At 46.1% G+C, this 13,235-nt stretch carries 9 protein-coding genes; 3 read left to right on the top strand and 6 right to left on the bottom strand.

Annotated elements, in window-relative coordinates; all coding sequences use genetic code 11:
- Positions 1 to 307 precede the first annotated feature (307 nt).
- The 5 genes from ASG89_RS15310 to ASG89_RS15295 form a co-directional block, all read right to left on the bottom strand.
- The gene (locus ASG89_RS15310; protein ID WP_414813270.1) at positions 308 to 2,425 is read right to left on the bottom strand and encodes a molybdopterin oxidoreductase family protein; all 2,118 of its coding nucleotides are present in this window, start codon (positions 2,423 to 2,425) and stop codon (positions 308 to 310) included.
- Positions 2,426 to 2,473: 48 nt separating this feature from the next.
- Positions 2,474 to 2,827 (bottom strand): nitrite reductase small subunit NirD, encoded by a 354-nt coding sequence (nirD, locus tag ASG89_RS15305; RefSeq protein WP_057311582.1) that lies wholly within the window; start codon positions 2,825 to 2,827, stop codon positions 2,474 to 2,476.
- A 33-nt stretch (positions 2,828 to 2,860) separates the two neighbouring features.
- Positions 2,861 to 5,287 carry a nitrite reductase large subunit NirB gene (nirB, locus tag ASG89_RS15300; protein ID WP_057311581.1) on the bottom strand — a complete coding sequence of 809 codons (2,427 nt, stop codon included), beginning with the start codon at positions 5,285 to 5,287 and terminating at the stop codon, positions 2,861 to 2,863.
- A 68-nt stretch (positions 5,288 to 5,355) separates the two neighbouring features.
- Positions 5,356 to 5,520, bottom strand: a complete 165-nt coding sequence (locus ASG89_RS36420; RefSeq protein WP_157276672.1) for a hypothetical protein — start codon at positions 5,518 to 5,520, stop codon at positions 5,356 to 5,358.
- Positions 5,521 to 5,541: 21 nt separating this feature from the next.
- Positions 5,542 to 6,783, bottom strand: coding sequence for a nitrate/nitrite transporter (locus ASG89_RS15295; protein ID WP_057311580.1), 1,242 nt, complete (start codon positions 6,781 to 6,783; stop codon positions 5,542 to 5,544).
- Between the two features lie 464 nt (positions 6,784 to 7,247).
- Here ASG89_RS15295 and ASG89_RS15290 point away from each other — a divergent pair, with 464 nt between their 5' ends.
- Both ASG89_RS15290 and ASG89_RS15285 read left to right on the top strand, forming a co-directional pair.
- Positions 7,248 to 7,898: an ANTAR domain-containing response regulator gene (locus tag ASG89_RS15290; protein ID WP_063867915.1), complete on the top strand. Its 651-nt coding sequence runs from the start codon at positions 7,248 to 7,250 to the stop codon at positions 7,896 to 7,898.
- Positions 7,895 to 8,926, top strand: coding sequence for an anthranilate phosphoribosyltransferase (locus ASG89_RS15285; RefSeq protein ID WP_057311579.1), 1,032 nt, complete (start codon positions 7,895 to 7,897; stop codon positions 8,924 to 8,926). The genes ASG89_RS15290 and ASG89_RS15285 overlap by 4 nt, the downstream gene beginning before the upstream one ends.
- Positions 8,927 to 9,100: 174 nt before the next feature.
- Here ASG89_RS15285 and ASG89_RS15280 read toward each other — a convergent pair whose 3' ends face one another.
- Positions 9,101 to 9,877 (bottom strand): peptidoglycan-binding protein, encoded by a 777-nt coding sequence (locus tag ASG89_RS15280; protein WP_057311578.1) that lies wholly within the window; start codon positions 9,875 to 9,877, stop codon positions 9,101 to 9,103.
- A 282-nt stretch (positions 9,878 to 10,159) separates the two neighbouring features.
- Between ASG89_RS15280 and ASG89_RS15275 the strand changes: the two genes are divergently transcribed.
- A complete protein-coding gene (locus ASG89_RS15275) occupies positions 10,160 to 13,156 on the top strand; it encodes an efflux RND transporter permease subunit (RefSeq protein WP_057311577.1) in 2,997 nt (998 codons plus the stop codon).
- Positions 13,157 to 13,235: the final 79 nt, after the last annotated feature.

Below are 13,235 nucleotides of genomic sequence, written 5' to 3'. Positions count from 1 at the left end.
TATGATTTTGTACATCTAAATTCACTCAAAACGCGCTAAAATTGGATTTAGATGGATTTTATGTAGTTATATTTGCTAAATTTAACTTTTTTACGTCTAATGGGATAAATTAACTACATATTTTCCATATAATTGGAATTTTCGTTGATTTCCCCGCGAAACAGCTGTATAAAATCCAGTTAAAGTAGCAGAAGAAGCTTGTGGTGGGGGGTTACGGGGGTCGGGGGGTCGGGGGGTCGGGGTTACAGGCTTCGGTGTTAACACAACAAACACCCCAGTCGAATCCCAACTGGGGTGCTTCATCTATCTATTCCTCTCGTTCAACCTTCACGGCACAAATTTTAAACTCTGGCATCCGACTCGTTGGATCCAAGGCGTCGTTCGTCAACACGTTGATCGAATGCTCGTCGCCCCAATGGAAAGGGACGAAGACGGTGCGAGGTTGAATCCCCTCGGTGACCTTGACTTGGAAAACAAGGGAACCGCGCCGGCTTGTGATCCGGATTTTTTGTTCCACGCTTAGGCCAATTCGCTTGGCCAAAGACGGATGAATTTCGGCAACTGGAACAGGTGCCTTCTTATTGAGAGCTTCGGTTCGGCGCGTCTGCGCACCGCTTAAATAATGGTTGGCCAGACGGCCCGTTGTGAGCACGAACGGAAAATCGCTGTCAATGGGCTCTGCAGGCATTTTAGGCTGGATACCGAATAAGATGGCTTTTCCATCCGCATGATGAAAACGATCTTGGAATAATTGCGGTGTTCCCGGATGGTCAGCTGACCCACAAGGCCAGAAGATCCCTTTCTCTTTTTGCAAGCGCTCATAGGTGATGCCGCTATAATCTGCTTTGCCACCTGCAGTAGCAGCGGCAAGTTCACGAAACACGTCTTCAATACCCGCATATTGAAAATAGGCGCCTCGTCCTAGCGCATCAGCCAGTTCGCTGATAATGTGATAATCGAGCTTGCAATTCCCCGGAAGCTCCATGGCTTTCCTCCGATGGAACACACGGCCCTCCAGGTTGGTCATGGTCCCTTCCGCTTCAGCAAAGGATGAGCCTGGCAACAAATAATGAGCATAGCGCGCTGTTTCGGTCTCGAACATATCTACGACCACAAGTAATTCTAGCTTTTGTAAGGCACGCTCTACCATCTTGTTATTGGGGCTAGACACCAAAGGATTGGAGCCTAGCACAATTAATGCTTTAATTTCACCTTCATCGATTTTCTGCAGCAGCTCATACGCAGAAACGCCTTTGCCTGGCAGCTCGCTTGGATCGATGCCCCATACGTTGGCTACATGCTCACGCGCAGCAGGATCTTCAATTAAACGGTAGCCTGGGAGCTGGTCGGCTTTTTGCCCATGTTCGCGACCGCCTTGGCCATTCGCTTGACCAGTCACAGCGCCATAACCGCAGCCTGAACGCCCTATTTTACCCGTTAGCAGTGCCAGGTTAATGTAATTGAGTGTGTTCTCAACCCCATTCACTTGCTGTTCCAATCCTCTTGCTGTTAGCACGATGCCCGTCTCCGCCTTCGCGAAACCGCGAGCGATTGTACGAACCACCGCTTCAAGGATACCTGTTAGATACTCAACACGAGCTGGTGTAAATGATTTGACTGCCTCTTTCACTTGTTCGAAGCCAGACGTACGCGATTGGATGAACTTCTGATCAACGAGGTTTTCTGCAATCATCACATGAAGAAGCCCATTAATAAATACAGAGTCGAAGCCTGGTTGAAGCCTCACATGAATATCTGCTGTCTTGGAGGTCATGGTATTGCGCGGATCGATGGTCACAATCACGGCGCCTTTTTTCTTCGCTTCTAACAGATAAGGCATCATCGTAGGCTGGCACTCCGCAATATTTGTGCCCGCTAGAATGATATATTTCGCATTAGGAATTTCCGATAGGGGCATCGTCATCCCACGATCGATACCGAATGCTTTATTACTCGCCGCCGCAGCCGATGACATACAATACCGACCATTATAATCGATATATTTGGATCTAAGCGCCACACGCGTAAACTTACCAAGTAAGTAACTTACTTCATTCGTCAACGATCCGCCGCCATAGACACCGATAGCATCATGCCCATGTTCAGCTTGCAACGCTTTAATCCTCTCGGCAATATCTGAATACGCATGAGCCCAAGACACGGACTGCCATTGTCCTACTCTTGCAACCTTCCTATGAAGCGGCTCCAGAATACGCTCGGAATGAACCACATGCTCCAATGCGTTCAAGCCTTTTTGACATAAACGGCCTGTCGCAACAGGGAAATTCGCGCTCGGTTTGATCGTTAAACCTTCTGCCTTTTCACTTGGTAATATCTCCAATCCACACTGCATACTGCAAAAACAACAATGGGAGGAGGGCTGTTCATCCGTTAATGTGACCAATGCTGATTTCAACGCTCCCACCCCCGCAGATCGAGCTCTCTTTATAGGTATAATAGGGTTATATAAGGGCTAACTAGCCATTTCATTATTGATTGGAAATCCGATATATACTTCCCCAGCATCATCCACTTTGGTTAAGTACGTTTTCACACAGCCTGTATCTGGAGCTTGCACGAGGCCCGAAGGCAAATGGATCTTCCGATCATGCATAGGGCAGAACACGTGGTCATCACAGACGATGCCTTCGGCAAGAACACCTTCTTTATGCGGACAACGATTCTGAATCGCTTGAAGCTTACCGCTTTTCAATTTGAATAGGGCAACCTCTTCCCCTTGATATCGAATCGTCCTCCCTGTATTAAAGGCTAAATCCTCATAAGAAACGGCTTGCACCCAAATCATTTGCTCATTTTGTGTTATCATTTTCTCTGCTCCTCCCTGTTTATCTCTCTATTTCTACTTCAGTTCAACAACTTCATATAGATCGCGTTGGATTTTCTTGCTGTCAATCGCTTGTCTCCATGGATCTTGTGTCACGGATAAAGCCAAATCCATGCGCTCACACAATTGCTTACGCTCCGCCTCATTCTCAACAACCTCACGGATATGATCTATGCCTAGACGGTGCACCCACTCACTCGTACGCTCACCGTATTTCCCTGTTTCGCGGTAATATTGGAGATAAGCTTCGGTATATTCGATGATCTCTTCTTCGGTCTTAACCGTACTCATCAAATCACCAACTCGAACTTTTACGCCACCGTTACCACCCGCATATAACTCCCAGCCGCCATCAACGGACACGACACCGAGATCTTTAATTCCTGATTCAGCACAATTTCGCGGGCAACCCGATACAGCAAGCTTCACTTTAGCTGGTGTATTCAAGCGTTCAAAACGCTTCTCCAACTCGATACCAACACCCATCGCATCCCCCGTACCGAAACGGCAGAAGGTTTCGCCGACACATGTTTTTACCGTCCGTAAGGCTTTCCCGTAGGCATACCCTGATGGCATATCCAATGCTTCCCACATGGCGGTCAAATCTTCTTTTTTCACACCTAGCAAGTCGAGTCGTTGTCCTCCAGTAAATTTCACCGTTGGTACGTTGAATTGTTCAGCAACCTCTGCAATGCGCTTAAGCTCCGTCGGATTCGTAACACCGCCATAGATCCGTGGAACAACGGAGTACGTACCGTCCTTCTGAATGTTGGCATGCATACGCTCATTCACGAATCGGGACGTGCTGTCATCTTTATACGTTTCAGGGCTAATCATGCCCAAATAATAATTCAATGCTGGACGGCACTTGGAGCATCCCTCTTCATTTTTCCATTCAAGAACGTTCATCACTTCGCGCACATGGGATAGTCCTTTTTCCCGAATAGCCGTCACGACTTCATCTCGCGTGTGCGTTGTACAGCCACAGATCGTTTCTTTGGCTGCGTTTTTATCATAGGAAGCACCTAGAGTGAACGCCAACAAATCGCTGACTAATGGCTTACAGCCTCCACAGGAACGTGATGCCGTAGTACAGTTCTTCACTTCATCTACAGTCGTTAGGCCTTGATCCTTAATGGCTGAACAAATCGTCCCTTTCGTTACGCCGTTACAACCACAGATAATCGCGTCATCCTTCATCTCTGCAACCCCGGATCCCGCTCCGCCGCCAGCGCCAGAAGCATCCGTCAAGATCGCTGTTTTGCCCATACCACTAATATCTGTTTCTTCCCGAATCATTTGCATAAGTCGTGTACCGTCAGCTGTATCACCGAAGAGCACGGCACCGATAATTTTATTATCTTTAATGACGACTTTCTTATAGACACCCGTGAATTCATCGTGAATTCGAATCGCTTTAGTTCCTTCAGCATCAACGAATTGACCGCCTGAGAATACATCAACACCGGATACTTTGAGCTTCGTGTATAAAACAGAGCCTTCATACGGGCCTGTTTCCACGCCAGCCAAATGCTTCGCCAGTACAGCACCTTGCTCATAGAGCGGTGCTACTAGCCCATAAGCGATGCCTCTGTGCATCGCACATTCACCAACGGCGTACACGTTCGGTACGTTAGTTTCCAAATAATCATTCACGATAATGCCCGGGTTACACTCGACCCCAGCTTCTTTGGCAAGGGCAACATTAGGACGAATACCGACCGCCATGACGATCAGATCCGCTTCAGCTATCGTGCCATCCTTAAATTTAAGGCCGGTTACCCGTTTGTCACCCACAATTTCTGCCGATTGCTTCTCTAATAGGAAGTTGATACCTTGCTCTTCAAGGGCAGCTTGCAGCATCTTGGATGCTGTCCGATCAAGTTGACGTTCCATAATCGTATCGACGATATGAACGACATCGACTTTCATACCGAGATTGAGGAAGCCACGCGCTGCTTCTAAGCCTAGCAAACCACCGCCGATGACGATCGCTTTCTTGTACTTCTTAGCTGATTCAATCATGATTTCACAATCGCGGATCGTTCTGTAGGCCATGACGCCTTCTTTGTCAGCACCAGGCATAGGAATCATGAATGGATTAGAGCCTGTTGCCAAAATTAACTTATCGTAGGAAACCGTCAGACCTTTATCGCTCGTTACAGTTTGGGTCGTTGTGTCTATGCCTGTGATGGTTTGATTCGTGTATAAGGTAATATTATTAGTCGTGTACCATTCATAAGGGTGGATAACGATATCCTCAACTTTAGAGTCACCGGAGAGCACATAGGACAACAAGATTCGATTATAGTTGGGATGCGGTTCACTACCGAATATCGTAACCTCATACTTATCTGGTGTCAGTTTTAGTAAATGTTCAACGGCATTAACACCCGCCATTCCGTTTCCGACCAGGACTAGCTTCTCTTTTTTGACTGTCATTGTGATCATCCTTCCATCCATTTACTATGGCATTCAGTTGAATTTGAGTAGTTGTGAAAAAGGGTCATTTAGGAGCAGGGCTCCCAAATGACAAATTTGGGATATGGAGCTTGAGCAGTTCGATTGTTGGATAGAACTGCAAAGACGCTAGTCGTAACGTCTTTGCCCATACAGCCTGATGAGTAGGCTGCATGAGCAAAAACTTTACCGATGTGCCGCTGACCACTTAGCATCAGCGGCGTCCCCTGCCTACATTAAGCCTGAACCGTATCGATGCCAGCTGGCGCTACCTTTACCTTGCCGCCTTCGCCAATCCATGTACGTTTCCATTGCCCTTGAACAACCGCAATAATGACGATACAGCTGATTGCAATTCCACTGAGAATCAGGAAGCCTGGTGTGAAAGAGCCCGTGGATAATTTCAGGTTTCCAAGAATTTTAGGCAAGAAGTAACCACCTAATCCTCCTGCCGCTCCAACAATCCCTGTCATAACACCAATTTCCGATTTGAAGCGCTGTGGTACAAGTTGGAATACCGAACCATTGCCCATACCGAATGCCATCATAGCAACGAAGAGCATGACTGTTGTCAGTGAAAGTGCGGGAAGCATCGAGATCCCTGCCATCATTAAACCAACAACTCCGTAAAGAACCATTAACATGCGAATGCCACCAAGCTTATCTGCGAGCCATCCACCAACGGGACGGAAGAAGCTGCCACCGATGACACAAAGCGTTGTAAAGTCTGCAGCACGTACAGGTGAAAGTCCATATTGTGTATTAAAGAAAATCGTAAGATAAGATGCCATTCCTACAAAACCACCGAAAGTAACACTATAGAAAATACAGAACAACCACGAATCCTTTTGCTTTAAGACTTTACCGTACTCTGCAATTGTTTTTGGCGCTGGTTTATTGGGGCTATCCTTTGCCAAAATACTAAATATGACCAGCGTTATCGCAATTGGGATCATGGCAATACCGAAAACAACGTGCCAGTCTCCATAATGTTGGGCTAAACGATTTGCAAACAAGGTAGCGAAGATCGTTCCGCTATTTCCAGCCCCTGCAATCCCCATTGCTAATCCTTGATACTGCGGCGGATACCAGCTACTAGCGAGCGGTAGTGCTGCAGCAAAGCTTGCACCTGCGATACCAAGCATCAGAGCTACGAAGTACATATCTCCCATCGTGTTAGCGAACTGCCATCCCCAGAATAATGGAATTAAGGTAAGAGAAAGTCCAATCTGTCCTGTTAGTTTAGGACCAATCTTATCTGTTAGTACGCCAAGTACTAGTCGTAGGACCGCCCCCCCTAAAGTTGGTAAAGCAACCAAATTCGCTTTCTGTGCGGCATCCAACCCAAAATCATTGGCAAGGATGACAGCTAGCGGTCCAAGGAGCACCCAAACCATGAAGCTCATGTCAAAATACAAGAATGAACTGAACAATGAACCTTTGTGCCCGACTTGCATAAAGCTTTTCCGATCTACCATGCAATCCCTCTCCTTTTGTGAGGCTTTTCGCCTTCTTTTTGTCCTACCCGTTTTTGTGATTGCACATTGACAGAAAAGGCCGACAAACATACCCCATCAGTCACGGGATGTTTATCGGCCTCATTGCCACTGCCGCCACTTCCTCGTGAACAGCATGATAGATGTAGTTTTTTCATTACAATGAACATAAAAAGCCTATCCAGTTACGTATTGGTAAGGGGATAGGCGCCGTTGCCTTCGTTAGGTGGCACAACATTGTGCCGATTTCTTAACTTGATTATACGATGCGCATAATTCCATGTCAATAAACTTAACACAAAAATATTATTAAAGAGAATTTGAGTAGCATATCGACAAATTTCAGGTGCATATGCTATAGTATTTCATTATAATAATACCAAATAAATCCTAAACCTAACATGTACTTGTCATGAGTTGAAGTTATTCAAGATGGAGGTATTCCCATGTTACAATCATTCATTCTGGTCGACGAGTTCTTGACAACTCGCTCAGCTACCTCCTCTGAGCCCTTACATGCTGTGCGAACGGAAGTCACTCAAGGAAAAGAATTGTCTCCTGATGAAATTATGAAAAATTTGGGATTTCGTATTTATTCTTCATCTAATATGAAAGAAATTTCCTTTATCATCCCTAAGGTCGATGCTGTATTATTATCAGTAGGTCCCGAACACGTCACAGATTGGCGCATACGCTTGCTTGCTCAGCGGAGTCTTCCCGTGTTCTGGTGGTGTGATACACAAACTTTCCCTTCTAATGAATGTAAGATGGATGCGGGAATAGATGGCTTGATCGGCCCCACGATGAGCCAACAGGAAATTCATTGTGCGTTGATCCTAGGCATGAATCATTATTTTCAACGAACCGAGTGGCAGCAGGAGCGCGAACAACTGCTGTCGAAGCTCGAAGAACGCAAATGGGTTGATCAAGCCAAGCGAATTTTATGTGAGATCAAAGGGATCTCGGAAGCTGAAGCTTATGATTTCCTCCGTAAACAAGCTATGAATGAACGTAAGCGTATGGTCGACGTCGCAACCTCCATCGTCAAGGTATATCAGATACTACAGGATCAGAACAAAGGGGGCCGCAAACGATGATATCCTTATTAAAAGAAGTAGGCCGCGGTAAACGCGGAGCTAGAGACCTTTCCTATGAAGAAGCTGCTCAAGCAGCCGAACTCATTCTAACTGGTGCAGCCACGCAAGCACAGATCGGTGCTTTTCTTGTAGCTGAGCGAATTAAAATGGAATCACCTGATGAAATCAAAGCCTTTATTCATGCTTTACGACAACGTATTAACACTTATCCGATGACTGGAAGTATTGATTGTGCCGGTCCCTATGATGGTCGCACACGCTCGTTTATTGCAACATTACCGACCGCATTCGTACTCGCAGCCTGCGGATTGCCGACAACCTTGCATGGCAGCCCAAGCATGCCTCCAAAATGGGGCATTACCTTGTCCGATGTGCTTGCGGCAATGGGTGTAAACGCACTTGAAGCATCCCGCGAAGCATTGGTTTCTGCTGCAGCGCGAACAGGCTTCTTGTTCACACCGACCGAAAGCTGGTGCGCACCACTTGGTGAGCTGCGCGAAATCCGCAAAGAACTCGGTTTGAGAACCGTGTTCAATACCGCCGAGAAGCTGCTGCGTTTTACAGAAGCTCCTTATATGGCAGTTGGTGTGTTTCATGGTACTGTTTTTGAGAAAATCACGAATCTACTCATTGAATTAGGGGTTTCTCGCGGTATTGTGGTGCAGGGTATGGAGGGTTCCGAAGACCTGAGCGTAGAAAAACGGACTAGAACTTATCTCATTCAAGATGGAGCTAGTGAGCTATTCATCGTTGACCCTGAAATTTATGAGCTTATGGTTGAAGTCCCGGAAGTGGAATGGACAGCTGAACTACAAGCAGAGACCACGCTGTCCGTGCTTCGCGGCGACGCTCCACTCCCCTACTTAAATATGGTTCTGCTCAACAGTGCTGTTCGATTGTGGATCGCCCAGAGGGCTGGCTCTATTGAAGAAGGCATTTATATGGCCCGCCATGCGATTGAGCAAGGTGTTGCTCTTCAGAAGTACACAGAATGGACCGAAGCAATTAAGCCTGTACCAACGACATAAGCATAAAAGCAAGTGAAAGAGGGTTCCTTAAGCCAGATATGTGGCTGGACCCTCTTTTTGTATTTTTTTAAAGACCACTCGTGAATTCAACTGTGAAAATGCGAATGATCAATCTTTTTTAATTTGCAAAACAAAGGGGCTAAGCGCAAACACCGCTTAGCCCCTTATCGCTTTCTATTTACCAATAAACTGTTGGGTAAACATTTTACCGCACGGCCCGCCATTCACAATGCCGATGCCAATATGCGTGTAATCCTTACTCAGAATGTTGGCTTTATGTCCTGGAGAGTTCATTAGTGCTTCATGCGCTGCTTGAACGCTTTGGTTACAAGCAATGTTCTCCCCTGCTGCATTATACGTAATTCCGAATTTCTCCATCATATCGAATGGTGAACCATACGTTGGTGAATCATGGGAGAAATATTTGTTATCTACCATATCTTGGCTTTTGATACGAGCTATTTTGGTAAGCTCTAGATCCGCCGTATACGCAGGAAGACCGATAGCTAAACGCTCTTTATTCACAAGATCCAGCATCTGCTGCTCTTCCACCGTTAATCCTGACGTAGATGGAACCTGCGGTGCAGGTGTAGGACTCGGAGTATCCGGCTTCGGCGCCGGTGTTGGCACTGGCGTTGGCGTTATCTTCTTTGGAATCTTCAGATTCCCGTATGCCCAAAGTATGGATTGTAAGGTTTGATCATCTACATTTCCCGTCACTGCCAAACCATATCTACTTTGAAATGCTTTAACCCCAGCTTGTGTTTGATTGCCATAATAGCCAGTAATCGGTCCGGAGTAGTATCCCAGAGACTTCAACATCCCTTGTACCGCATACACATCAGGGCCTTTTGCTCCTTTGCCATATGCAAATACAGTCGTTGTGGAAGCACTGAACAAGACCACACAGATGAGGGCTATCCAGATCAACCTCTTTTTGCCTTGTAACATATGTAACGTTCACTTCCTGTCGTCTTCAGTATCTTCGTCACACGATGGACGATAAGGGTAGCATTTCCTTCACAGTTATCTTTTATCCAAATCATGAAAATACACGCTAACAACACCTTATTTTACATATATCAATCAGAAGATGGAATTCTACACCTAAGGGATTTTTCCGACTCTAGACCGAGTTGAAACCTGCCCCCAGCCATATTCGCGTTAAGATTGTTATTGCTACACTTGAGACTAGAGATATAAAGAGATAGATATTGAAAGGGAGCGAGTCGTGTGACATGGTTTACGAAATGGGCTTTTAGCAACAAAGCAGCCGTCATTTTTTTGGTGATATTAATTTTAGGCACAGGGATCGGTAGTTATTTTAAATTGCCGATGGAATTTCTTCCAAGTGCAGATTTCCCACAAATTAGCATTACAGTCGTAGGTCAAGGCTACGATGCCAAATCCATGCTTGATAGTGCAACTACACCTATAGAGAAGGCCGTCTCCAGTGTGCCGGGTAAGAAAGAAGTATTCTCCACCTCATCCGACAGCTTCATGAAAATTGATATGACATTTGATTCGGATATTAAAATGAAGGATGCCCAAGCAAGCGTACAAGAAGCTCTCTCCTCAATCGTTCTCCCTGCGGGTATGTCGAAGCCATTCGTTATTCGATTAAAAACCTCGATGATTCCACTCTCCTGGGTATCCCTTAACTTCAAAGATGGCATCACCAAACAAAATGTCGAGCTAGCACAAGAGAAAATTTTACCTGAGTTTCAGAAAATTAGAGGTCTTGCTAGCGTAGTTCTAGGTGGCACATCCGTATCTCAAGTGATTATTCACCCAGACAAGGATAAGCTGTCCACTGCCAACTTGCCTGCCCAAGTACTAATGGGTGTCCTCCAAGGACAGAATGTAACAGTCAATGTTGGAGAAAGACCTATCGATGGCAAAACGAGCGCCATTAAGGTCGTTGGGAACCTGGACGATCTCAATACACTGAATAATTTAACCGTAGGACCAGGCGTTAAAATAAAAGACGTTGCGACTGTAGAAGTAGCTGCAAACAAAGATACATTGACTCGTATTAACGGCAAGGATTCCCTTACTTTGGTGGTAACCAAGGATGCTAGCTCCAATGCAGTTGATATCTCTAAGGAAGTAGATAAAATCTCGGAAGAAATCGCGACCAAATACCCAGGTGCGACAGCAGAAGTGATTTATTCCACGGCTGAATCTGTCGTTACTTCCGTGAACAGTATGATGAGAGAAGTGTTGCTTGGCGCATTATTTGCAACAATCGTGATTCTGATCTTCCTTAGAAATGTTCGTTCTACGTTCATTACGATTGTTTCCATCCCACTTTCACTTGGACTAACATTATTCCTGCTATCTCAATCCGGTGTGACACTGAATATATTGACGCTCGGCGGGGTCGCGGTGGCCGTAGGTCGACTCGTTGATGACAGTATCGTTGTTATCGAAAATATTTTCCGAAGAACCCAGAAGGCGGCGTTCTCCAAGGAATTAATCATTGATGCAACGCGTGAAGTTGCCAGAGCAATTACCGCTTCAACCTTAACAACTGTTGCCGTGTTTCTGCCGCTTGGGCTTCTAAAAGGCTCATTACAAGCGTTCCTGCTTCCTTTTGCCTTAACCGTTACGTATTCCCTGCTTTCCTCCTTGCTGGTTGCATTAACCGTCGTGCCTCTGATGAGTGCTTGGTTACTGCGCAAAACGAAATTAAAGGAGCATAAAGAGTCGCAGGGTCTAAGAAACATCTTATCCTGGAGCTTGAATCATAAATTCATCTCCATTCTCGTTTCCCTTATCCTATTTGGAGGCTCGATTGCCCTATACTTTGTTATGCCAAAAGGTGCGGTTGGCGGATCGACGGCAAGTCAGTTAGGGGTCACACTTTCCTATGCACCTGAAACTCCGATTACAACTGTCCGCGACAAAGCGATTGAGTTAGAAAAATTCATGCTCGAACAAAGTGAGCTTGATCATCTAATACTGCAACAAGGGAATACCGAAGATAATGCCAAATGGGGCAGCGTAGCGTCTCCAACGATTGCAACCTTCCAAGTATTCATGAAAAAAGATGTGGATACACAGCATTTTATCGATGAGGTTCTCTCTCAAAAATCTAAATATCCGGACGCTGATTTGCAAGCAGGCGGCGGTGGCTTCGATGGCAGCAGCGGTTCAGCGATTACTGTTGATTTAACGGGAGATTCAGCCAAGAGCTTAGATCAAGCTGCAGGGGATGTCATCGCGGCAATTAAAGGTATTGAAGGCGTCGAGAAAGTGACGAGTAATCAAAATGTAACGAAACCTGGGTACTCGATTACCGTTGATCCTGCACTCGCAAAACCTGAGGAAATTGCAGGTACGATCCGTTCCCTGATGAACCCAACACCGATTGGTTCCATGAAGCTGGAGAACAAAGAAATTCCCGTTGTGCTAGATGCTTTGATTAATCCATCGACGGTTTCAGACCTATCGAATATTCAAATTATGACAGCAGCGGGTCCAGCAACTTTGACCTCTGTTGCGAAAATCGAAAAAACAAATGAGTCCAACACGATCCTTCATAAGAATAGTCAACAATTTTTGCGTGCGACGGCACTCGTAGACTCAACTAAGCTATCCAAAATCAACACAGAGATCACGAAAAATACGAAGGATTTGAAGCTGCCAGCAGGCGTTGCTTTAATGGTTGGCGGAGCATCGGCGGAGCAATCCAGTGATTTTGCCGACTTATTCATGACCATGGGTATCTCCATCGGTATCGTATTACTGATCATGGTCATCACATTTAAATCATTCCGCGCACCGATTGCGAGCATGGTATCCCTTCCTTTCGCGGCCATTGGTGCGATTGTCGGGATGATGATCACGAAAACATCGTTCGACGTTACATCGATCTTCGGATTCTTGATGTTGATCGGTATCGTCGTCACGAACGCCATCGTCTTGATTGACCGTGTGAAGCAAAACGAAGAGCACATGACCATCCGTGAGTCCTTGCTGGAAGCCGCGGCTACTCGGATGCGTCCCATCTTGATGACCGCAGTAGCGACCATTTGTGCCATGGTGCCGCTTGTTCTTGCCAAAGCCGAAGAAGGCAACATCGTTTCTCGAGGTCTAGCGGTCGTCGTTATCGGTGGTTTGACTTCAGCAACGATCTTTACGCTGATTATGGTTCCAACGGTATATGAGCTTCTGCATGCTAGAAAAGCAAAACGTCAAAGACGACGGCTTGCAAGAACTCATTAAGCATCGTTTACAGATCACCATAATGCGCACCGACCGATGCGGGCGGGATTTGGAGCAATAGCGCCCTTTTGGGGCGCTA

Origin of the sequence: Paenibacillus sp. Soil766 (assembly GCF_001428105.1) — a bacterium.
In the GTDB taxonomy this organism is placed as follows: domain Bacteria; phylum Bacillota; class Bacilli; order Paenibacillales; family NBRC-103111; genus Paenibacillus_E.
This window is presented reverse-complemented; position numbering and strand designations above follow the sequence as displayed.